General features: G+C 39.3%; 24 protein-coding genes. 5 read left to right on the top strand and 19 right to left on the bottom strand.

The genetic code is table 11. The annotated features are described in order from the left end of the window. Window positions 1–44: 44 nt before the first annotated feature. The 5 genes from MAHAU_RS01010 to MAHAU_RS15275 all read right to left on the bottom strand — a co-directional run bounded on the left by MAHAU_RS01010 (window position 45) and on the right by MAHAU_RS15275 (window position 6,472). Window positions 45–1,496, bottom strand: coding sequence for a DUF1998 domain-containing protein (locus MAHAU_RS01010; protein WP_148258357.1), 1,452 nt, complete (start codon window positions 1,494–1,496; stop codon window positions 45–47). A 35-nt stretch (window positions 1,497–1,531) separates the two neighbouring features. After that, on the bottom strand, window positions 1,532–2,899 hold the full coding sequence (locus tag MAHAU_RS14785; RefSeq protein ID WP_013779861.1) for a hypothetical protein: 1,368 nt from the start codon (window positions 2,897–2,899) through the stop codon (window positions 1,532–1,534). A gap of 127 nt (window positions 2,900–3,026) precedes the next feature. Continuing rightward, the gene (locus MAHAU_RS01005; protein ID WP_013779860.1) at window positions 3,027–5,621 is read right to left on the bottom strand and encodes a DEAD/DEAH box helicase family protein; all 2,595 of its coding nucleotides are present in this window, start codon (window positions 5,619–5,621) and stop codon (window positions 3,027–3,029) included. 24 nt (window positions 5,622–5,645) lie between these two features. Continuing rightward, a complete protein-coding gene (locus MAHAU_RS01000; RefSeq protein WP_013779859.1) occupies window positions 5,646–6,023 on the bottom strand; it encodes an HIT family protein in 378 nt (125 codons plus the stop codon). A 212-nt stretch (window positions 6,024–6,235) separates the two neighbouring features. Beyond that, the gene (locus MAHAU_RS15275) at window positions 6,236–6,472 is read right to left on the bottom strand and encodes a CorA family divalent cation transporter (RefSeq protein WP_148258356.1); all 237 of its coding nucleotides are present in this window, start codon (window positions 6,470–6,472) and stop codon (window positions 6,236–6,238) included. Window positions 6,473–6,567: 95 nt separating this feature from the next. Here MAHAU_RS15275 and MAHAU_RS00995 point away from each other — a divergent pair, with 95 nt between their 5' ends. Continuing rightward, the gene (locus MAHAU_RS00995) at window positions 6,568–7,128 is read left to right on the top strand and encodes a DUF6036 family nucleotidyltransferase (protein ID WP_013779858.1); all 561 of its coding nucleotides are present in this window, start codon (window positions 6,568–6,570) and stop codon (window positions 7,126–7,128) included. Next, window positions 7,107–7,484: a hypothetical protein gene (locus tag MAHAU_RS00990; RefSeq protein ID WP_013779857.1), complete on the top strand. Its 378-nt coding sequence runs from the start codon at window positions 7,107–7,109 to the stop codon at window positions 7,482–7,484. Before MAHAU_RS00995 ends, MAHAU_RS00990 begins: the two co-directional genes overlap by 22 nt. Before the next feature lie 65 nt (window positions 7,485–7,549). Here the strand turns inward: MAHAU_RS00990 and MAHAU_RS00985 are convergent, their stop codons facing one another. The 10 genes from MAHAU_RS00985 to MAHAU_RS00940 form a co-directional block, all read right to left on the bottom strand. Then, window positions 7,550–7,825 carry an HIT family protein gene (locus MAHAU_RS00985; protein WP_013779856.1) on the bottom strand — a complete coding sequence of 92 codons (276 nt, stop codon included), beginning with the start codon at window positions 7,823–7,825 and terminating at the stop codon, window positions 7,550–7,552. A 26-nt stretch (window positions 7,826–7,851) separates the two neighbouring features. After that, entirely contained in the window at window positions 7,852–8,193 is a 342-nt protein-coding gene (locus MAHAU_RS00980) for a nucleotidyltransferase domain-containing protein (protein ID WP_013779855.1), read from the bottom strand. Window positions 8,194–8,299: 106 nt separating this feature from the next. Further along, the gene (locus MAHAU_RS00975; RefSeq protein WP_013779854.1) at window positions 8,300–10,015 is read right to left on the bottom strand and encodes a glycoside hydrolase family 2 protein; all 1,716 of its coding nucleotides are present in this window, start codon (window positions 10,013–10,015) and stop codon (window positions 8,300–8,302) included. A gap of 258 nt (window positions 10,016–10,273) precedes the next feature. Then, window positions 10,274–11,404, bottom strand: a complete 1,131-nt coding sequence (locus MAHAU_RS00970; protein ID WP_013779853.1) for a family 8 glycosyl hydrolase — start codon at window positions 11,402–11,404, stop codon at window positions 10,274–10,276. 66 nt (window positions 11,405–11,470) lie between these two features. After that, window positions 11,471–12,394, bottom strand: coding sequence for a carbohydrate ABC transporter permease (locus MAHAU_RS00965; RefSeq protein WP_013779852.1), 924 nt, complete (start codon window positions 12,392–12,394; stop codon window positions 11,471–11,473). 15 nt (window positions 12,395–12,409) lie between these two features. Continuing rightward, window positions 12,410–13,372 (bottom strand): ABC transporter permease, encoded by a 963-nt coding sequence (locus tag MAHAU_RS00960; protein WP_013779851.1) that lies wholly within the window; start codon window positions 13,370–13,372, stop codon window positions 12,410–12,412. A gap of 137 nt (window positions 13,373–13,509) precedes the next feature. Beyond that, window positions 13,510–15,255, bottom strand: a complete 1,746-nt coding sequence (locus MAHAU_RS00955) for an extracellular solute-binding protein (protein ID WP_013779850.1) — start codon at window positions 15,253–15,255, stop codon at window positions 13,510–13,512. 133 nt (window positions 15,256–15,388) lie between these two features. Further along, on the bottom strand, window positions 15,389–16,915 hold the full coding sequence (locus MAHAU_RS00950) for a response regulator transcription factor (protein ID WP_013779849.1): 1,527 nt from the start codon (window positions 16,913–16,915) through the stop codon (window positions 15,389–15,391). Next, window positions 16,915–18,558, bottom strand: a complete 1,644-nt coding sequence (locus MAHAU_RS00945; RefSeq protein ID WP_171804950.1) for a sensor histidine kinase — start codon at window positions 18,556–18,558, stop codon at window positions 16,915–16,917. The genes MAHAU_RS00950 and MAHAU_RS00945 overlap by 1 nt, the downstream gene beginning before the upstream one ends. A gap of 295 nt (window positions 18,559–18,853) precedes the next feature. Then, window positions 18,854–19,459: a substrate-binding domain-containing protein gene (locus MAHAU_RS00940; RefSeq protein WP_281004398.1), complete on the bottom strand. Its 606-nt coding sequence runs from the start codon at window positions 19,457–19,459 to the stop codon at window positions 18,854–18,856. Window positions 19,460–19,690: 231 nt separating this feature from the next. Between MAHAU_RS00940 and MAHAU_RS00935 the strand changes: the two genes are divergently transcribed. The 3 genes from MAHAU_RS00935 (at window position 19,691) to MAHAU_RS00925 (ending at window position 21,473) form a co-directional block, all read left to right on the top strand. Next, a complete protein-coding gene (locus MAHAU_RS00935; protein ID WP_041643747.1) occupies window positions 19,691–20,002 on the top strand; it encodes a hypothetical protein in 312 nt (103 codons plus the stop codon). A gap of 25 nt (window positions 20,003–20,027) precedes the next feature. Further along, window positions 20,028–20,318 carry a hypothetical protein gene (locus MAHAU_RS00930; RefSeq protein WP_013779847.1) on the top strand — a complete coding sequence of 97 codons (291 nt, stop codon included), beginning with the start codon at window positions 20,028–20,030 and terminating at the stop codon, window positions 20,316–20,318. 255 nt (window positions 20,319–20,573) lie between these two features. After that, window positions 20,574–21,473: a DDE-type integrase/transposase/recombinase gene (locus tag MAHAU_RS00925; RefSeq protein WP_013779846.1), complete on the top strand. Its 900-nt coding sequence runs from the start codon at window positions 20,574–20,576 to the stop codon at window positions 21,471–21,473. On the opposite strand, the gene MAHAU_RS15270 is transcribed toward MAHAU_RS00925, so the two are convergent. The 4 genes from MAHAU_RS15270 to MAHAU_RS00910 all read right to left on the bottom strand — a co-directional run bounded on the left by MAHAU_RS15270 (window position 21,389) and on the right by MAHAU_RS00910 (window position 23,192). Further along, window positions 21,389–21,994 carry a sulfatase-like hydrolase/transferase gene (locus MAHAU_RS15270; protein ID WP_083809798.1) on the bottom strand — a complete coding sequence of 202 codons (606 nt, stop codon included), beginning with the start codon at window positions 21,992–21,994 and terminating at the stop codon, window positions 21,389–21,391. The genes MAHAU_RS00925 and MAHAU_RS15270 overlap by 85 nt on opposite strands. 90 nt (window positions 21,995–22,084) lie before the next feature. Further along, entirely contained in the window at window positions 22,085–22,588 is a 504-nt protein-coding gene (locus MAHAU_RS00920) for a hypothetical protein (RefSeq protein WP_041643745.1), read from the bottom strand. Beyond that, entirely contained in the window at window positions 22,573–22,851 is a 279-nt protein-coding gene (locus tag MAHAU_RS00915; protein ID WP_041643741.1) for a hypothetical protein, read from the bottom strand. The genes MAHAU_RS00920 and MAHAU_RS00915 overlap by 16 nt, the downstream gene beginning before the upstream one ends. Beyond that, window positions 22,842–23,192, bottom strand: coding sequence for a hypothetical protein (locus tag MAHAU_RS00910; RefSeq protein WP_148258355.1), 351 nt, complete (start codon window positions 23,190–23,192; stop codon window positions 22,842–22,844). The genes MAHAU_RS00915 and MAHAU_RS00910 overlap by 10 nt, the downstream gene beginning before the upstream one ends. Between the last annotated feature and the right edge of the window lie 17 nt (window positions 23,193–23,209).

Genomic DNA, 23,209 nt, shown 5'->3' with positions numbered 1-23,209 from the left:
AAACAACATAACGCATTGTGATGTTCGGTAGTATTTTGTTCAATTCACAACAGCATCTTGAGGAACTCCATGACCATACCTCTGTTTAACACGTCATGCCAGCGTTGGTTGCGGTAATTACGCAGGCAACCGTAACAGCTTGCATCGCCTTTTTCTCCGCCGCACTCGCACTGGCTCACCCTCTTTAACGCCGCATTCAAAACATCTTTTAGTGCAGTTTCATCGGCAATCCTGTTAACATGGCCGGCTCCGCCGGGCACATCGTCAAACAATATTAGAGCCGGTCTATACATACTGCCCGAAACAGGATATAAGCAACCATCTATATCCTGCCTTTCGATGTTCAATGCCTCAGCAGCCCCCTCCAATATAGCATACAAAAGCGATAACCAAAATCCGTCTTTATTATTGCCGTATATGCCAAAATCCATTTGCAATATATCAGTTTCAAATTCATACCCTAATGCTAATCGTTGAAAGCTACCATGGCAATCGATCCCTTGAGGGTTCTTATGAACTGTATCATTTGCCATACGCGAATTGACTTTAGCATATCCACATGTATTGCATATCATAAACTTGGCATCACCCGCCGTATTCAGTACCGCTATTTTACCGTGCGAAGCCGCTGTAGCCGTAATGGTCATGCTGTTTGCCTCCATATGGATGCTACGTCCCTCGTCAGCTTTACCCGCAAAATTTGGATATAATGAATATGTCCTTTCAGGTTTTGATGTAGATGGCTTTTCAACAGCATTATCCGCTATAAACCCAAACTCAGGTATAACAAAGAAGCCTTTTTCTTTAGCCTTCTCAAGAGGTTTATTGCATCTATCGCACTCGCCAAGCTCTATACCGGTATCAGCCAATACGCTTTTATAATTGCCACATTCGCATATGGCATATCTATATTTGGGCCAGGCTTTTTGCGGTATACGCTTCAAATACCTTGACGTCCACAGCCTTCCTCCGGCCACAACCTGGCTACCAGGCGCGTACTCCGATATGGCTATGCGAAGCTCCCTCTGCAGCTCAAGCTCAGGCACATCGCCGTCATCTACATGAGGCAGCTGCAATTCGACCACATCCACAGGGAAACCGTATTTGGGCAAAACGTTGTGGTTGGCCAGGTAGTCTATAAGCTCTCTCCCCATTATGGTATTTATGGCTCTCAGTATGTGGTCAGCATATCGATGCTGCGCCGTCCTTTCATTATATACTTCATCCAGAGCTTTTACATCCTCGGTGACTTCGAGTTCGGCCATAGTCAACACGCCGATATCAGGATCCAGAAGATACTTTACCCATGACCAATCGTCAAACCCCATGGCATCATGCATATTTTCAGGCACTATGCGTTTTAAGCTTTCTAAAATATGCTGCGGTTTACTTTGAAGATATTCACCCAAAAGAGCTGGAATGTTTGTTGGGTTAAAGAAGAAATCTTCCACTTTGCCAAAAGCATTTTCATGCTGTCTCCAAAAGTCAGCCAGCACCAACGAATGGATATGTCTGCGTATGATCTTTGGGTTTACCAGGTCAAAATATATTTCAGTTCTTTATTCGTCAAAAAATGCACTACGGTACTTAACATATCGGCTTTTTTACTATCCTCACAACTTAAAAGCATTGCCGACAAGTTCGTGTCGTTCGGTCCCATAGGGACCCTTGACATATCATCTTTTAACCAATGCCCCTTTAACGCTATGTCTTCAAACATACGTTTCAATTGCCTTAAAATATTGTTGTAGGCTTTTTGCAGGCGCCTAAATTCCACTTTGGATCTATAAAAACATTTGGTATTCATATATGGTTCTTTAAGCCACATATCAGCGCTTGTCATTTTTATTTTCTGCCGTAATTTATCACGCATATTCAATAAGTCAAATGCTTGTTCTGCATCAAATGTTTCCAACCAGGTCACGTATTTCTGCTTAAAAGTGCAACCTAACATATGTGCCCATAATTGCAGAAAGTACCCATAAAGTTCGGCTGCCGCAGCTTTATCGTTTCCCAAATTACTTTGTATAGACAACCATTGATCATAGCAGTGTTTATAATCGTCTATATAATCAGCATAACTTAAAATTGCCATATCTTCTTTTGTAAAAGAAGATATTTGCAGCTTAAATGCCTCAATATCTTTTTTAAGCTGCAATTTCTCACTTTCTAAACACTCTATTTCTTTTAGCCACTGTTCCCTTTGCTTTCTACAATCATTTGGCAAATAAGTTGCATCAGCAAGAGTTTCGCGTTCTGCCAAAAGTTGCATTAATCGCGCAGCAAGCGATAGCCTCTGTTGTTCATGTAAGATACGTTGTTGCAAAGCAGTCTTTCTTTGTTGAACGTCATTTATTTGTGCTTCTTGTCTTGAACGTTCTTCATGCTCATCTCGGCGTATAGCTAGTTCAAGAGCTACTATGTCAGACTGGGTCAACCTTTGTTTTATAAACCTATCCACAACATATTCAAAGAATCCATCCAGACATGCGGCCGGGATTCCTCCATGTATCAAGATCGGTGTAACATAGGCCCTAGCACCTTTTATATTAAAAGTGGGTAAGCCGCGCTGAGCAAGAAATGATAAAAATGCATTGCCTAAATCGGCCTGCTGTATGGCATCTAACTCTCCGATAATTTTCCCAATTGTAGACCAATAATTACCTTCCTTGTAATCATATACACCATGCCAAACGAGCAAGCATGACAAGCAAGCTGTGGTTCTTTGTTTCAGAAAGTCTATGCCGCCCGCCTCAGAATGCATCAGCTCTACTACCATCTCATCGAGCTTATCCAAATCCGATTGCAAAAATGGCAGCTCTCCCAAAAGCTTAACGTTATTGATTTTGCCGGATAACACAAGCTCACATTGAAATAGATTCTCGCATTTTTCTAACATCTACCCCACTTCTTTCATCACAATTGTTTTTACGTTCGTTTTTCTACCATACGCAAATAACGCTTTTTTGCGCTGTTCCTCGTATATGTTGTATTCCTCACTATAACAGCTAGGCAATTTGATACCTTCAATTATCTACGATATCCATTCCCTCATCGACATACCTTTTTTCAAGCCTCTCTTTATAAAATTTTCTGGTTCTATAATCAATGATATCTTTATAATGTTCAATAAACGCCGGATTGTTAATATACTTATCTAAAGCTGGCGCAAGGCAAAACTGCCCATTTCTCTCGCGGAAAAAATCCGGAGAGGACTGCAAAAGAAACTTGATAGGATTTTTCTTTGCTAAGTTTACATACTCTTTTTTACCCCATTCTTTGTAATTTGACGTGTTGTTATCCTTCATGAGGTCAATGGCATTGGACGGATGGGAATAAAACTCTCTAAAACTTTCATATATATCGTTTTCGTCTATTGCAAGCTTCATATTCCCCTTATTATAAAAAGCTAATAAGACCGGCATCTTATACATTTTTGTCATATTCGTATTTTCTATTTCCTTAAGGAATTCATGTGCTTTAGTCCCAATCAGCGCTTGCTCACTTGGCAATAATTCACCAATTTTATCAAGAAAGCTAAGATAATCCTTAAAAATATTCAGTTCCTTTTTTGTACGTATTACAGAATATATATTTTCGTCCAGATAAGTATACATTGAAAGTCTCGACGGCCTGTCGCCTAAATATTCTTTAACCCTGAAATATTCCTCTTTAACTTTGTCAAAAAGATTTTTCTGTTCATGCCACATCCGCTTGAAAATGTCTACTAACCTAAAGTCAAAGTCAACGAAGCAACCTTCAGGGTATTCATCTTCATCCGGCAAGTAAGCCATTCTTGATTTTTCATTACGCTCCTTTATATCCCCTGTGAGAAAAAAAGGAATAAGATTGGCTTTCTTATAATTCCCGATAAAATCCAAAACATTTACATACTTCTTTTCACCTTTCTTACGCAACCCCCTACCCAATTGCTGAAGAAAAATAGTCGGCGACTCGGTGGGCCTCAAAAACATGACCATATCCACTTCGGGAACATCAAGCCCTTCATTGAATATATCTACTGAAAATATTACTTTAATCTCAGCCGTTTTAAGTCTTTTTACAGCTTCATTTCGCTCCACTACATATAAATATGTTTGAGTATCGTCCAAATTACTATAACCATTTCCGCTGATAACCGCGCAAGCATTAATACCATGATCTTTAAAATACTTAGCCATAAAAACCGCATGGTTCCTGCTCGAACAAAACCCTAAAGCCCTTTGGCTTTTATATTTAAGGTAATTCTGCAATATGAGATCAGCCCGTTTGTTTATGCTTAATACCTGCTCTAATTGTTTCTCATTATATTTGCCATTTTTATAATCAATACCACTGTAGTCTATCTCATCATAAATTCCATAGTATCTGAAAGGCACAAGCCATCCCTTATTTATTGCCTCTTTTAATCTGACTTCATACACCAGATTGTAGTCGCACAAAGCAAATACATCTTGATTGTCGAGCCTTTCAGGTGTTGCCGTAAGTCCAAGCAAAAATTTAGGTCTAAAATATTCAATGATATTAACATAACTCTCCGCAACCGCATGATGAAATTCATCAATGACTATATAATCAAATTCATCCCTACTAAAGATTTTATCATCTAAATATTCTCTACGTCCAAGCGTTTGAACAGTCGCGAATAACACATCGCATTCTCTATCCTTTTGCTCTCCGCTGAAAAATCCAGTTGAAATCTCAGGCCTTACACACTTAAAAGTCCTTTCGGCCTGAAATAGGATCTCTTCTCTATGAGCTACAAAAAGGACTTTTTTAAATTCCTTAGAATCAAAAGCCGCCAAAAATGTTTTACCTACCCCTGTGGCAGCAACTACGATACCTTTGTTCCAACCGTCAAGCCTGGCTTTTTTCAATTCATATAGCGCTTCAATTTGAGGTCCCATCGGACGCGGATACCCAATTATTATGCCTCTTTTCCTATCCTCGTCTTGCGCATCGGTAATATATTCGGATCGCATCTCAGCTACAAATTGGCTTTGCTTAAATCCACTATCCTCCGTTGTCCTATTTTCAAGCTTCTCTAAGTCATAAAAAAGTTTTGGCTTCTTCCAATTCTTCGAATATTTACGCATCTCATTATCATCCACTATAATGGATTGATTGAAAAATAAATCGTCAAATGTTTGCTTAAAATGAGCGTAATCTTGTGGGGAAGTATCGGAGCAAATGCGATAATTCCATTCTATACCATCAGTCAAGGCTGAACGTGAGATATTAGATGAGCCAATAAAAATTTCACCGTTATCCTTATATCTAAAAATGTATGCTTTTGGATGAAAAGATTTGTTGGGGTTATTATAGAAACGCAAGTCAACTTTATCCCCTAAAAAATCTTTGAGAAGATAAAGGGCCTGTGGCTGTGTTATATTAAGATAATTCCCACATAGAATTCTCAAAGCAGTACCTCTATTAACTGCCTCTTTAAAATCCTCTGCTAAAAGCTTTACTCCGGATTCCATAAGAAAAGCAACGATAATATCTATATTCACCGCTTTAGCTATCGATTCTTTTAAATATATGTATAGATGATCGCCATCACCAGTGATACAATTTCCGCCATGGGTGGATTTATTATATAAATACGAATACTCTCCCATATGTTTAATCCTTCTTCGCTTCTTCTAACCGTCGTATTCTATAAGAGGCTTCTTTAGCTTCCTGATGCCACCTCTAGGATTTTCAACATCTCCTATATACCTTGGAATAACGTGGATATGAAGATGAAAAATAGTCTGCCCAGCAGCTTCTCCAATATTAACGCCGATATTATAACCATCTGGGTTAAACCTGTTATCAAGCAATCCTTTGGCTCGTTTAATTAGGTCATTCAATGCAATTATTTCATCAGGTGTAGCATCAAAGTAGTTCGCATAATGCCTTTTAGGGATAATAAGCATATGCCCCTTGTTTACAGGAAAATTATCATATATTGCGAAAGCAAGTTCATTTTCCATTATATATGCCTTATTATTCAGATAATCGCAAAAAATACAGCCCATTTAATCCACTCCGTAACAATTGATAATATTCATTCTACAATTAGCTGCCTTTTATACAAGCATCATATGCTATGCCTCCGGCCAAGCTCAGAGTAGACGTCCAATGCCAAAATAAGTTCATCTCTTACCTATATAGGACCTTTCATATCTCATCTCCATATAAATTATAGCACATTTATTCCCCATAACGCTTGCCTTTTTTAATTTTTTTATTACAGCCAATGCTTGTGGCGTATGTGTATGTATATGATCATAGCTATGGTGACTGCCGCCATGAGGCTCAATGCCCATAGGTAACCATAATGCCACTTGGGTTCTGGAATATCGAAGTTCATGCCATATATGCCGATGATGACAGTGGGCAGCATCAACCTATGGAGGATTGAAGAGTCGCTCAAGGTGCTGAAAAATACATCAATGGAGAAAAAGCAAAAGATACGATATTTCATAACCCTTGAACCTCATATTGGAATCATGATAGAATAAGATAACGAAATTTTTCTTGTTTGCACGGGTGAGAGCCAGATATAAAGGATGTGATAGAATGGGTTTAGAAAAAATGACTAAAGAGCTTTTTTTAGAGATTATGGAAGTGCTGGACAAAAAGCTTGAAGAAAATAGATTAAAGTTAACATTAAACATCTATGGAGGAACCGTAATGATGATTTGCTTTGATGCAAGACCGGCTACGAAGGATGTAGATGCTTTATTTGAAACATCCTCCATAATTGAGAATATTTTATCAGACATAGCTGAAACTTATGGCTTAAATAAAGATTGGATAAACCAAGACGTTAAGGAACCCTTAAAATATATTAAACAGGAAAATTTGAAGGAAGTATTCACTTATAAAAACCTTAGAGTTTTAGCTCCCACAGCAGAGCAGATGCTTGCAATGAAGATCCTGTCAGCAAGGCCTGAACCATATAGTGATTTTAAGGATGCAGAGTATTTGATCAAGTATCTTAAAATTGAAAAATTGGAACAAGTACTTAATATATTTGACAGGTATGTAGGAAGAAAATATTTAGGAGATAGGCAAAAAATGTTTTTAAATTATGTTGGAAAGGATTTAGGAATGCAATGGAAAGAATTCTCAATATAATCAGAGCAGAAGATTTTAATGTGGCTTTAACTAACTTGTTAATCGATCTCTATTCTTCTGATTATGAAAAGTATTTTGAAGAATTATGGTTTGACGAGAAAATTATAGATAAGTTGAGCAGCGAAGAGCTGGATAAGCTTACCAAGGTAGCTGCAATTATTGAATATGTCGGTAACAGACAGCCAAAGGCAAAATTATATGAATGGATTTATTCGAGTAAGTTGAAACTTGAGGAACCTTATACCCCGGGAGTAGAAAAAGAGAGCTTGCAAAGAATTAAAAGAATTATCTTTGCGCCGAGAGAATTTTGTATAAGGAACGTATTCTTTGAAGAGGAAAGTATAAGACCGGTGTGATATTTCACCCGGTCAACCTTTCAGTCCAATTCCAATGCAAGTGATTTTCATATAAGAAAAAGCATTCAACCGAATAAGGCACAGCCCTGTTCCTTATTAACGCCAATATTATAACCATCCGGGTTAAACCTGTTATCAAGCAATCCCTTGGCTCGTTTAATTAGGTCATTCAATGCAATTATTTCATCAGGTGTAGCATCAAAGTAGTCCGCATAATGCATTTTAGGGATAATAAGCATATGCCCCTTGTTTACAGGAAAATTATCATATATTGCGAAAGCAAGTTCATTTTCCATTATATATGCCTTATTATTCAGATAATCGCAAAAAATACAGCCCATTTAATCCACTCCGTAACAATTGATAATCACTTTTCGTATAAAACAACCCCTTCTTCTATAGCATGGCGTATAAATGAGTTTGTATGAATGGCTTGGTTTATTTCGTCCGGCGTATATACTAGTATATCCATTGCAACATCGGGTTTTATAGCATCATAAAAAACGCCTGACCTCTTAAGAAAGGGCATGTCAGTATCCCATATTATAAGAAGATCAATGTCGCTGGCGGAGCCTATATCACCCCTGCTCATGGAACCGAATAATATAACCTTTTGGGGGTTAAGTGTTATAACGGCTTTCAATGCTCTATCCAGCTCGCTTGTAAGTTTAGCCCTCCTTTCTTCCTTTCGCGGCATAGTATACGCCATGGCGGAATCACCTACCTGTCTGCTTTTTATTATTATAGCATATATATATAGCAGTGGCTATATACAGAATTACGCTGCTGGTCACAGAGCAGTCCAACAACCTTAATTATTTCCTGTCATTTATGGCTTTTATCTTGGCCGGATCAAATTTCGGTTTCCTGTCATATGTCATAAGACCGTTTACTTCTTGCTGTACATCGGTAAGTTGTGTATAGCAAAATCCGCATATGTAATCTACAGACATAATAGCATGCGTTATCCTTTCGAAGCGGCTCAAAAACTCCTCTTCATCGGATACTTTATCGCCATATCCCCATCCTTTATCGGAAGCAAATGCTATGCCGCCGTATTCGGTTATAAGCACAGGCTGACCATCATAGGTATGACCCTCGGCAAATATGAATTTACCCGCCGGCGCACCATTTACCACTTTGTCCTTGTCGGCATATGCCTTCTTGAAATCCTCTCCATCAGCTCTATAATCGTGTATCGTGCATAAGTCAGTGTCTGTATGTTCCCATCCGTCATTGGATACCACCGGTCGAGTACTGTCCAGCGATCGTATCATATTGACCACTGCCATAGTGTGATATTGCTGTTTTTTATCGTTTAATATATTTGGCACACCCCATGATTCATTGAACGGGGTCCATGTTATTATACATGGATGGTTGTAATCTCTTTCTATTATCTCCTGCCACTCCTTTATGTAGGCATCGGCTGCAGCCGTACTGAATTCATAATACGACGCCATTTCCCCCCATACCAATAATCCTAACTTATCGCACCAATACAGGTATAAAGGTTCTTCCACTTTCTGATGCTTTCTTACGCCGTTATACCCGAAAGCTTTTGTCATCTTTATATCATCTATCAAAGCCTGCTCGGACGGTGCCGTAAGGTTAGATTCGGGGAAATAGCCCTGATCCAATATAAGTTTTTGATAATATGGATGATTATTCAGCAATACCTTACCATCTTTAATCGATACCTTGCGCATACCGAAATAGCCGGACACACGATCTGCTTCCCTGCCGCCCCTATCGATAAGCGTGAAGTTTATATCGTATAGATTCGGCTGCTCCGGGCTCCACAGTTTAAGGCCCCATTCAAAAATATGGCTTACCACATTGACGCTGAATCTGGCAACGCCCTGATGACAATCTGTTTCGGCCGAGACGATATGCACACCATCGAAAGTTATATCGGCCTTCAACCTACAATCTACAGCCTCACGGCTAAGCCACGCCTCTATATTCACGATACCGTTGTCTATATCCGGCGTTATATGTACGTTCTCTACATGTATCGCGTTCACAGGTTCCAGCCATACTGTCTGCCATATGCCCGATGTGCGGTCATACCAACAACCGAATGGTTCGTCCATCCACGATTGTTTGCCCCTGGCTTGTTGGCGTTCATAGGCATAATCATCGACTTCGACCATTATTATATTTTCACCATCTGCGCTAAGGGCATCGGTTATATCGAATGAAAATGGGGTATGACCTCCCGTATGGCTCCCCATGTAAACGCTGTTGACCCATACCTTAGCTATATAATCGACTGCCCCGAAATGAAGCATTATCCTTTTGTCCCGCCATTGCTGGGGGATATCAAATGCGCGCCTGTACCATATACGATCATGTGGCGACGGGTCACCTATGCCGCTTAATTTGCTCTCAAAACAGAAAGGCACATTGATGGTACCCCAACATTCATCGGCATCATCGAATTTGAATTCCCATATGCCATTTAAGTTAAGCCAATCTTTCCTCACAAAATCTGGTCGTGGATATTCCGGCCTCGGTATACTTGACATAAAAATCCTCCTCACCTTAATATCTTGCATATAAAGATTATTATATTTCACTTGATATGTAGTTGCAAGCATATAGTGGGCACATCTGCGATTCGTAATATAACAAATTCAGCGCATGCAATGATATAAATCCTACGCAATATTTCAAGGCGTTCTCCGGCTTTATATCATTTGCATCGCTTTATATCGGCCGTTTCAGTCACATATTAAGAATCGCAGTGAACACATTAGGAGTGAAGAATGAAACAATACTTCCAGCTAAATATAAATTCTATATTGCCCTGCCAGCATCAACAGCGAGAAGAAGTACAGGCAGTTGTCATAGTACCTGCGATCCCCTTTCCTCAGCGGAAGTTCCCAGAAATCTTTCACCCATTGAAGTCCGTATTTTCCCTTTGCAGCCAGCGACCCTGCAGCAGTCGTAGCAATAATAGCTACGGGATGCATCGCTGGTTCGTCAAATGGTTCACCTTTGATAGTATATGCATAATATTCTCCCAGAGTGGTATTTTCACTCAGAAAAGCCTGAAGCTTATCAACTATATCACCAAGCGTTTCGTTTTTGTTGAACCATGCCGCATCAAGGCCTATATTCATCGCTACGCGATAAGCGTCCGAATAGAACTGCCAATCATGAAACAATCTCTTCGGAGTACCATCAAATTCGGCATATTCTGGCGCCATACCGGTATCCCCATCACAGCAGAGGTGTAAATATTGCCGACTTGCCTCTGCAGCTTTATACCAAAAATACATATCCTGCTCACCCGCTAAAAGAGCAAAGAGATCATAAAAATGCGGTAAATGATAGGATGGATCCGAAAATGATGCTTCGGGCACAAATTTTATATAGTAATTGGAGTGGTCCCACATGGGTTCTCCGCCCTCCACCATCTCGGATTGATGCAAGCAGTGCCTTAAAATATCCCTCGCTTGGACGCTATAATCAAAAGGCGGTTCACCGTCACCCCATCTTTTACTCGCAAAAAAGAGGGCCATCGCAAAATATTCCTCACCGTCAGGCGCCGGGCCTTCGGCATTTTTTGTACCGTCCGGGCGTACTGACCAGGCGAAATAACCCTGATATTTGCCTTTACTTTGATACATATATGTCTTGGAGAACAACCATAACCGGTCAAATATATCCTTTCTGTCCATTTGGACGGCCATCATCATCCCATAACTCATACCTTCGGTACGAGCATCATTATTGCCTGTATCGAGCATATAGGCCATATTCTCGCCAGTTTCAAAATAAATCTTTTCTTCTGGATCAAAAAACATCGTGTTGAATGTATCATTGATTTTTTGCTCTATTTTATCCTGGGCTATACCGATTTCCGCAAATAGATTCGGATATTTCCCTGTATAGAAAGCACCATTTTGCATAGCATCTTTCCCTTTCATATTCATAGACTATTATAACATATTATAACAAACTCTTCCACGCAATGTTCAGCCTTTTACTGAACCCAGAGTGACTCCGTTAACAAAGTATTTCTGCAAAAACGGATATACGCATAGAATAGGTACAGCAGCCACGACGGTTACCGCTGCTTGCATAGATGCTGGTGTCATGGTATTTGTCACAACAGTCTTACTCTGCTGTCCATATATCGATAGCTGCGACCTTTGGCTGCCGGCCTGCATTGCGGAAGATAACATTTTCATCATCTCGTACTGGAGGGTTGTCAAACTATCATCGCTTGAGCAATATATAAATGTATCGAACCATGAATTCCATGCACCAACAGCACACCATAAGGCAACGGTCGCCAACACAGGTTTGCAACATGGCAGTATTATTTGAAAAAAGCAGCGAAAGTGGCCCGCGCCATCGATAAAGGCTGCTTCCGAAAGGCTCGGCGGTAGAGATTGCATATAAGATCTTATAATGATAATATTAAAAGCGCTGACCATTCCAGGCAGAATATATACCAGAAAGTTATTCAATAAATTCAAATCCTTAATAAGGAAATAATTGGGTATTAAGCCCGCAGATACATACATAGTTATGAGAAAATAGCGTGTAGCAAACTTACGCCATAAAAATTCAGGTCTGGAAAGTACATATCCTACAAGCGCAGCTACGAAAACGCCTGTTACAGTTGCCAACACGGTACGTAAAACAGAATTTATAGTAGCAGTCACTAATAATGGATTTTTAAATACCGTCTGGTAATTATAAAGTGTGAATTTCCTAGGCCATAGAGTGATGCCTCCCTTTAAGGTATCCATAGCATTGTTGAAAGACACCGCCACCGTATTCCAGAATGGATACAGCATTACCACGACTACAATGAGCATCAACAAAGTATTCACGGTATGAAATATAACCGGTTCCAAGCTGTTTCTTTTAATTCTATTATTTTTGGCCATGCAAAAATCCCCCTTTCAAAGTAATGCCTCTTCGTTAATTTTACCGGACATATAGTTTGCACCTGCGACCAGCGCTATAGAAATAACCGATTTAAAAATTCCTGCCGCTGTTGCCAGTGAATAATTCCCAATATTGATGCCATACTTCAACACATATATATCAATGGTCTGAGAAACATCCAGCACCAATCCCCTATTGCCGAGTAAATATGGCACCTCAAAGCTCGCATTCAGCAGCCATCCTATATTCATAATCAGGAGTACCATAATGGTGTTGCGAATCCCTGGAAGCGTGATATGCCACATTTTCGTATAACGGCTTCCACCATCTATTTCGCAGGATTCGTAAAGCGCTGGATCTATAGATGTCATCGCCGCAATATAAATTATAGAATTCCACCCGGTTTCTTTCCATACAGTTGAAAATGTATTGATCCACCAAAAATATTGAGGCGTTCCAAGCCATAAAATAGGCTTATCTATAAGCCCTAAAGCTATTAATACATTATTTAATACTCCATCCGACGCTAACATATTTGCTATTAACGAACAAACTATGACCCAGCTTAAAAAATGCGGCATATACGACACGGTCTGAACAAATCGTTTAAATCCATTATGGAGAACCTCATTTAAGAGCAACGCAAATCCAATAGCAAAAACAGTCCCGAAAACCAAGTTCAACGCCGACATACAAACGGTGTTTCTAAAAGCCCTCCAAAATTCCGGCGCTTTTAGCAAAAAGGCGAATTGGTCAAAACCTACAAACGGTGAACCAAAGTATCCCTTAGCAGGCCTGAAATCTTCAAAGGCCATGATCCAGCCAGTCAAAGGCCAATAGCTGAATATAAAAGTCAGGATCATGCATGGAATTATCATAATAAAGAGATCCCTCTGTGCTTTATATTCTTTCCACTTATTTTCATGTTTTAACGGGCTCGCTGTTTCCCTTTTTAATGCAATATTACCGTTATTCATCTCTGTCCTCTCCCATACCCTCAATTTTATTCATACACATCATCTATAAAACTTCTCTCCGCACGCATTATAAACAAATGGTGGAGAAAGATACCCATCTCAGTCTCCACCATTTGTTTATACGCAGATCAGACTAATTAGTTCTGGCCCAACCTCTCCTTAATCTGCTTATTTATTTCGTCCAGGTAAGGCTGAGGGTTAGCCGCATTGAAAGCACTCACGAACTCATTCCATAAGCTATCATATTCGCCCGGATCGCACATGATCAACTTCGGATAATATTTTCTGCAAACATCGATCATTGCAGTTTGAGCTGCTCCAGCTGCGCCCTTCCCTTCTTCAATAGCCATGGCCCAGATGGGATAATACGCAGGGCGTTTAACCGGTTCAGACAATAGCTGTGCCGGATAATCGATCTTCAAAGCCTCTAGGAAGCCTTTATCATAGTCAGACTGCGATGCCTTATATTCCGCTACTGAATCGCCAGGCCCACAGGGCGCTCCGTCAGGATAACGACCTTGCCTTTTTGGAGAATAGTTCCACAGAGTAACACCGGTCAGATCGCGCGCTTTGGCAGTATCGTAGTTCAGCACACGGCGTTCCTCTGTAAGAACTTTATCATTTTCGCCGGCTTTTACCCAATCCTTGCCCTCTACGCCCCACTGCAGATAATCTTGTACTTCCCTATTCAACAAATAGTCATAGAATTCGAGCAAACGATCGGTATCCTTACAATTTTTAGTAATGCCTATGCCATTTATTCCAGTTATATGTCCATTCGGAGCATCGAGATAGCCATCCTTGACACCTGGATTTGTTATCGGGAGAGAAACATAAGTACGATTCCACTTTTCATCAGCCTTCAATGCGTTCTCCCCATCAGCAAAATTCCATCGCTGATCAAACATGCCAAGCACTGCTCCGCTCGATATTCGGGATAAATATTGGTCATAGCTTTGTGTAAAAGTATCGGGTATTATAATACCTTTATGATATTCTTCATTCAGCTTTTTATAATAGTTTTTAGCAGTATCGGTTATTTGATAGAAATACGCGGTATTTGTTTCGTAATCGATGGTAGCATCACCGTTATTACCGTCGCCTAAAAGGTGCTGTGCAGGATTACGCAAACAGAAATCTCGCCATCCATCGCATAATATCTCAAAGCCTCTGGTTTTCACACCATCAACAGTCGGATGTTTTGCTGCATAAGCTTCGATCATGCCAAAGTAATCATCCAGCGTCCTTGGCACTTTATAACCACTCTCTGCAATAACATCCTTCTGCATAAAGAAACCTGCTCCTCCATTGTCAAAGATTGGCGGAGCTAATTCTGGCGTATAAACATTATAAAGCTCAAGTATATATGTCTTTCCGTATTTAGCAGTTAAATCTTCTTTGAATGGTGAATACAAATCGTTTAAATTCGGATAATTGGGAAGCTTATCATCGAGCGGTATATATGCGCCGGCCTCAATAAACTTTTGTGCGTCATCAACATTAATCGCATCTGGATAATCCTCTCCTGCAATCATGACACCTACTTTCTGAGAAAGATCACCGACAAGGAATTCAAAATCTATTGTAACCCCTGTCAATTCGGTGATTTTTTTGATAACAGGATTGTCCTTTGCCGGTGCCTGGCCCGGGCTGCCGAGAAACACTTTAAATGTTATAGGGTTATTACGGTCTGCCAACATAGGCAAACCGGTTTCCGGGTCTTTCCCGTCTATTGTACCCAATTTCGTTGACTCATTGTTCTCATTTGACGACTGGCTGTCTTGATTTGTAGGTTCGCTATCCTTCGAAGAATCGCAAGCAGTAATAGAAACAGCTATAACCAAAACCAGTAGAAACGCTAATACTTTACCAAACCTCTTCATTTCGGAATATCCACCCTTCCTATGTTATTTTTATTAACATAATAATAACATAGGGTAAAGAGTAAATCATTCCAAAAAGCATACTTCAAATTCCACATTTAAGACATTTTCAAATTTTTCAGCCGATATCCCCTCAGATAACCTGATCCCTGTATTCCTTAGGGCTTTTCCCCACTTCTTCAGTAAACTTAACGACGAAATATTTGCTCTCCGAATAACCAACTTCATTTGCTATTTCATAGATAAGTTTATCTGTATGCAGTAAGAGTTTCTTTGCTTCTGTAATCCTAAGCTGATTGACATATTGATTAAAGTTCATACCTGTAGCCTTCCGAAATGCCCTGCCCAAATAAGTAGCATTAACAAAAAACTTATCCGCAATCTGCTTTAAAGTTATTTGTTCTTTATAATGCATCTGCACATAGTCGATAACCTCTCTGCTTATACCCAGCTTAACCATCTTGCATCTGTACTTAATAACATCTAAGCTGGTATGTATCAAAGAAAACAATAGTTCTTTCCATTGATTAAATGGGATAAAGTAAGGATACTCGAGCAACACAGAAAAATCCGGACTTGTTATAGCTTGGTCTTGGTCATCAACCCCCGTTAATTCATCGCACAAAATATAATATATCCTTTGGCTTATTTCCTTTATGCGGCAAATCTCTAAATGTATCCTTTGAATTTCAGCAACCAGTTTCTCAATAACTTTTAATAATTCATCTTCATTGCATAACAAAAAATACTGTTTTATTTCATCCATGTACTTGCTTTCAAAACACAATTTTTCACCAATCTTAAACCGGCTAGGGTTATATTCTATAAACTTCGCACTTGAGAAAAACAGTTCGGTCAACATCCTGTTCATGTGATTCGTAAAATCTTCTTTAAACGTATTTTCTCTATGTTCAAAAATATATGAGTCAAAAAGCAAGGAACAATTGATTTCATGCTCGCCAAGCACTCCCAGAAGATTATCCGCAAATAGCTCTTTACTATTGCTAAATGGCTCAAATACTCTATGAGGAAGCATAAAAGTAATTTGACTATTATCCGTATGAAACAGATAATTTTTAAATCCTCCAATTGCTTTAGATAGGCACTCCTGCATTGACAGATAAGATCTATCACATTTAAAATCCTGTGAACACGGCAAAAGAACGCATGTCATGAGCGTATAGCCGCGCAATACCTCTTCATTTTCATCCACTCCATTATATAAATCGTTGAGCACATTGATGTGCTTTCGCAGCAAGTCAAAGCTCTTCTCCTCATTGTACCGGTCAAGCTCTTTATGCACTTCTTTCAGCAAAGGAATGATTTCTTCTTCATCAACGGGTTTATTCAAATAAAATTTTACTCCGTACCTCATCGCCTCTTTTGCATATTCAAAGTCCTTATATCCTGAAAGCACAATAACCAAAGTATCTGAGAATTCCCCTTGTCTCAAGATTTCTAAAAATTGTAATCCATTTACAACTGGCATCCGTATATCAAGCAAAATTAGATCCGGTTTTATAGCCGAAAGCTTGTCAAGGGCTTCCTGGCCATTCCTGGCGGTACCCGTTACCTTAAATCCATATTCTTCAAATGGAATAGCAATCGGCAAATACTCCCTTATTGTCTTTTCATCATCTACCAGCAAAATCGAATACACTAGAACTCCTCCTTTGAATAACGAATCGGAATAGTTATATTAAATTTTGTCCCTATACCTTTTTTGCTCTGCACATCTATGCTGAAATTATTCCCGTAATATAAATATAATCGCTGGTACACATTATACAGGCCGACACTGTCAATGAGCTTTTCTCCACCTTCAAGCATATTCTTTATTTCCGACAGCCGAGGCTCGTCTATGCCCATGCCGTTGTCCGAAACCGATACTGATATCTGCGTATCTATCACTTTTATGCGTATTTCTATTTTTTTATTTTGAGAGATCGACTCGATTCCGTGAACGCACGCATTTTCCACTATGGGCTGTATAATAAGTTTAGGTAAAAGACATGTCCTTGCAGCATCATCAATTTCAACGCTATATTCAAATTCATCCTCAAATCTATATTTCTGCACATACAGAAATTCTTCTAAAAACTTTATCTCATCGCTTAAAGTTATTATATCATCGTCCCAGTTAATCAAATACCTGAACATCTTGGATACGTACATAATTATCCTTGCAGTTTCGGTTTCATTTTTCGCGGTCGCCTTCAGACGGATACATTCAAGAACATTGAACATGAAATGGGGATTAACCTGGCTTTGCAAGGCCAATAATTTTGCTTGAGCAGTTTCCCTATCTAAATGGGCTTTAACAAGGCGGGCATTATACTTTTCATTGATTAGGGTTTGAAGCTGTAAACTCATCTGATTAATGCTCTCAGCCAAAATACCTATTTCATCGCTGCCCATCCTGCCGTTGCTTATTTGGATAAAATTCCCTTTAGCTATACTTTCTGATAAATTAACGACAAGCTTCGTCCTCCTGGTGATATTGCTTGCTACGATAAATATACAAAAAAATGCCATCAATATACTGCTGACTGTCACCGTTATGATTTTTAACCTCATCTTTACAAATTCTTTTGAAATAATACTGGTATCATAATATCCATATAACGACAATGGAACATTACTCAAAGGCTGTTTCAAGACAACAATACCACTTTTCAGCTTGTCCTCCGAAAAGATATCGTATTTGCCAGCTTCACGATAGGTATTAGCCGAAGCAAGTATTCGATTGTCGGAATCTACGAGGATTATATTATCAAATAAACTGGTCTCGTTTATCATCGATGAAATGTATGATAAATTTATGTCAACTCGTATGACTTTTTGATATTTAGAATATTTCTTATAATAATTCAGCGGCCTAATGATATTTAAGCTCCTGTCGCTTGAAATCTCAGGCTTCGAAGGAATCAATGCTACCCTCAATTTCGGTCCGTTGGGCGACTGAGTCAAGTCGTTGAGACTATAATCGACCAAATTTTCTCCGAGCGTATCGAAATTCCATGATTCTAGCCTTTTTACAAGCGCTCCATTTAATATGGTAGGATTGTCCGAATACAGGACTAATTGGCTTATTTGTAGATCATAAGCAAGGTCAGGCAGTAATAAATTTTTAATATAGCTCTGATATCCTGTAAAATAGTTTAAACTGTTGCTATAATCAGTATCCAAGAACCTATACAGTTCCTCATTCATACTGTACCGAAAAGAAAGCGATATGGCACCAGATATACATCCATCGATTTTGTTTGCCTTTTCGCTTAATGCCTGGGTCAATCGTTGCATAACCTGATTTTGTATATTATTTTCGGTAGTACTATAATAAAATATGTTCTGAATAAAAAGCGGTAAAATCACGCAGCCAATAAAAATAAGTATCATTTTTTGAGATATTGAAAAGTTACTCAGAACTTTATTAAATAGTACATGCCTCATAGAGTTACCACCTCAACATAAAACAAAACTACTTCTATTTACATATTATCATATCAAGTAACTATCCAGCTAACTTGATAACTGAATAGTTATGATATTCAAAAGTTTCATCCCAATTAACCAAAGAGAATACTCTCGTTATATTCTAGCAACTTTTCCGCACTATCAATTTTGTATCGAATACTTCATGATAATATTTGCCGTTATTCTGCCCGTTTATCCTTTTCATCAATATATCCACTGCTTTATGTGCCATCTTGCGTTTGGAGATATTGATGGTGGTAAGTGGCCACGGAAAAAATAATTGCGACTGTATATTATCATAACCCACTACGCCGACATCATCGGGCACCTTGAGCCCCGCATCTTCCAACGCATATATAGCTTCCCACGCTATTACATCGCTGAAAGCGAAAATACCTGAGAAATCTATTACCTGCTCTATAATTTTTTTCATAGCAGAGTATGAACGCCCTGCTAATATAGATACTCGTTTGACCAGCTTCCCATCGAATTCTATACCATTATCAGCCAAAGCACGCCTGTAGCCTTCCTCTCTTTCCTGAGAAGAGGATAAATAATCAGGGCCCTCCAACAAAAGTATACGCTTTCTATCCTTTTTAATCAAGTATTCCGTTGCCAGATATCCGCCTTTTATATCATCGGCAACCAAATAATCGGTATCTTCCCATTCCTTGAAATAACGGCCGACTATCACGAACGGCATATTGGATTTTTTTAGAAGCTTTATATTGTCTCGTCCTTATGAATGGCTTACCTTTATATGTTTGCCTTTCTTCCTTTTTAAGTATTGTTATAAGACATGAATTTTAACAGTAAACGTGGTATGTTTAGCCAATCTCACTGTCAGAAGCAATATCGTCCATATTACATCATTTGGTAAACGAAGTGGCCTGTCTATACAAATTTTTTAGACAGACCACTTTCATTATGTTAGTATGAATCGTATAATACATATACCATGTTAGTATGGTTCGCCATTAAATACAAGCAATACTTTGGGGAAATATATAATCCCTTTGAGAATTTGAATATAGAACAGGCAAAAGAGCTCATAGGCGGTATAGCCGATACTGATAAGCTATGGTTCTACGGTTATCGCAAGAAAGCCATTATATATACCATAGATAATATCTTGTATAAAACCGTATTCATGATAAGGCGATTGGCAAAGGTCGATAGCAACGGCCACAGGGAATATATACCTTTATCCCTCTTTTGCTCTGAAACGCTGCCCTTTCTGCCTGGATACCATCGATCAGCTCTATACTGAGAACGTATCCAAAGGAGCCGATCCGTTGGATAATATAGATGACCCGCAAAATATACTCCAATGCTCGGACAGCTTGATGGTTTGGATTAAACGATTGGCAACGCGGGTAGAGAATGCAGCTCTCTTAGAGAATCTGTCGTCATCTTATCTTAAGATAACACAGTCTATGCCTGACATCAATAAATCCGTTACCGGCTGCATATATGCTCATATGTATCAGCTGATGGATGTTTTTAAGCAGCTGATGGCATATCTTAAGCATCCTTTGGCACCATACACTACATTATCTGCATTAAACCGCATGTTCAGCATATAGAGGCCTATAGACCCTTTATACTTTCTCAATCCCACATTAAGTATATTATGGCCTATTATGCATCGGTATATCCTATTTACTATAATTTTATCCGTATAGACATGTATCGTTCGGATATAGGTTTTAATTCTAGCAAAACAACCTCCCTTATATTGCCATATGCCTCCCTGTATATTAACCGCTTGGTTTGTTTAATCATGCCGTATCATCTGATATTATGATGCCATAATCAAAGGGGAAAGGGATGTATATACCATGAATGATGCTGATATGATGGCTTATTTGCGCTACAGAGCTATAGAGTCCGTACTGGACGCACAAAAAGGGAAAGTTGATGAAATGGTCAAAGAGGTAGCCTCTCGGACTATATTCGATCCTTATTTTAACCGGTCTTTCTCTTTTTCTGATAGAACTGTATACCGTTATCTTAAGCTATACAGGTTGTATGGATTCGATGGGTTAAAGCCTAAGGTTAATAGGAATAGGAACAATCACTGCGTTTTATCTCCCGAACAGATACGATGGATAACGCAGCTTAAGGAGCAACTGCCTCTGCGCTCGGTGCGAAAGATCATCGCCATGCTGGAGGCGTCTTGCATGAAGGAGAGGACGGTCAGCAGGGTATTGCATGATATGGGCTATACGAGGAGTAACCTTGCCAGGGATAAGAACGTGTACAATCATAATGTATCCGCGGATATATTCGAGCAATACCAGGGCGATATGATGGAGGGGGTATATATAACTGATAAGAACGGCAATAAACGAAAAGTCTATTTATTTGGGTTTATCGATAATTTCTCCAAGTTCGTGCCCCATTCTCAGTTTTATTATGAATCCAGCTTGCCCAGAATGGAGGACTGTCTTAAAAAGGCCATAACCAAATACGGTGTACCCGAAAGGGTATATCTGGACAACGGTAAGGTGTATGTATCGTATAATTTCAAGCTAAGCTGTGCGAGGCTTGGTATACGTCTATCATATGCCACACCGTATCACCCTGCCGGCAAAGGGTGCATAGAGAGGTTCTGGCAGTTTGTACAATCGGACTTTCTTACGGAGTTAAGGCTTCACCCAGTCGATGATATTCGCATGTTATACTCACGGTTAGCTTCCATAAATAAAATCGCCTTTTCTACGCACCAGGTTGTTTGATGATATTCCTCATCCATTCCATAGCTTACACGTTTTGTTCCTTCTATATTTTCAACTCTAAATCTTCGGCCTTTCTCTCTTAACCATTGAAAATATTCATGAGTAGGCCAACCATCATGGGCACCATGAGACCAATGAAAAACAGAATATCCGTCATCGACATGCCTTTCCATAGCCTTGCAAACAGAAGGGCGACATGCAGATATATGCAGCTTCCCTGCTAACCCGCATACATACCCTTTTTCGTCAAGCATTTTTGTAACCAGTTTTTCATCTCTGGGTATAGACTGGCCATTTTGCCTACATCTTGTAGTACGTGGATAGCGTCCAGTTAAAAAGCTGGCTCTGCTTGGAGTACATATAGGACTCTGGGAATAACACCTTTCAAATAGTACGCCCATTTCTGCAGGCCTATCAATATTAGGTGTTTTCACGAATTTATTCCCATAACATCCCAAAGTATCAAACCTCTGTTGGTCAGTACAAATCCAGAGAATATTTAGTAATCCACTATTTTCCATTATGCGTTTCCCCCTACTCAAAGTACTATTCCATAAAAGCTGTTAATTTTCAGTGAAGATGCACGTCCTGAGTTTAAGCATTTTTATGAGCTAAAGTGTGTTTCTGTTTCTCCTTGGCGAAAGCTTCTTAAACAACTTTATCTCTTCTGGATTATAAGGAGTAAAATCACTCTTATAAATATCATGCTGCCACTTCTCTATATCAATATCATACTGATCAGCAAGAGGACGCAAAAATCCCCAGGGTTCATGAAATTGCCTATATCCATTCACAAGCCCCCAATGAAAAGAACCTATATGCTCGCATGCAAAATATGGGAGAATATCGCACACGTTATTATGCAAAATACGATGTAACCATTCTGTATTTATAATAGGTCTATGAAATTTTTTTAGTTGTTCCGTTACGAATTTAACATTTTCAAACTTCCCATAACAATGAAATGTAATAACATCTGAAAGTTCAATAGCCCTTCGCTCAATCGCGCTTATAGACATCGGGTTATTATAGAAGGTTGGCGGAGTCCTATAGTTCCCTTCAAAATCCCATGCACATGCTGTCAATGGCTGAATTGGGTTCATACTACGAACCATTCAAACACTTTCTCCATCAAAACTAAGCTGCGAGTCTCGCGGTTATTATTGCCTGGTTCGTTCCATATGTCCCACATTATGACACGCTCGTCATTCCTAAATAATCCAACAATATCTCTCACATAATCTTCCTTTTGCGGCCATGTCGCCAGGTCATCTCCATCCCACCAACCAACTTCATCAGCGCCATCAAAAGGCGTAGCTTTATTCCCGCCATGATATCCCCAATCAGGATCTGGCTGTGAGCCGAATTTCAGTGACAATAAATCCGAACTTTTCTTCGATAGAAGACAATCATTAAAAAAACGATTACTACACCCAAACCATGTTCTCCGGCACAATGCACAAAACGCTGCAGATTATCCAAAAAGCTTTTACGCTGATACTTCCATACAACCTCTGGTAAAAATATTCTAATTGCATTAAATCCCGTTTCTTCTGCAAGTCGAAATTCCCGATCAGTTTTTGTTAAACTTTCTTCAAATGTAGCTTCCTGCCACATTTCAATATCATTTTTCACAGAACCAGTAACATGATTGTACCCCATTAACCATGGCCGACTATTATACCAACTCCATGCTTTTTCTTGATCCCATTTATCCAAATACATAAAACCCTCCA

This window comes from Mahella australiensis 50-1 BON (assembly GCF_000213255.1).
In the GTDB taxonomy this organism is placed as follows: Bacteria; Bacillota; Clostridia; order Mahellales; family Mahellaceae; genus Mahella; species Mahella australiensis.
This window is presented reverse-complemented; position numbering and strand designations above follow the sequence as displayed.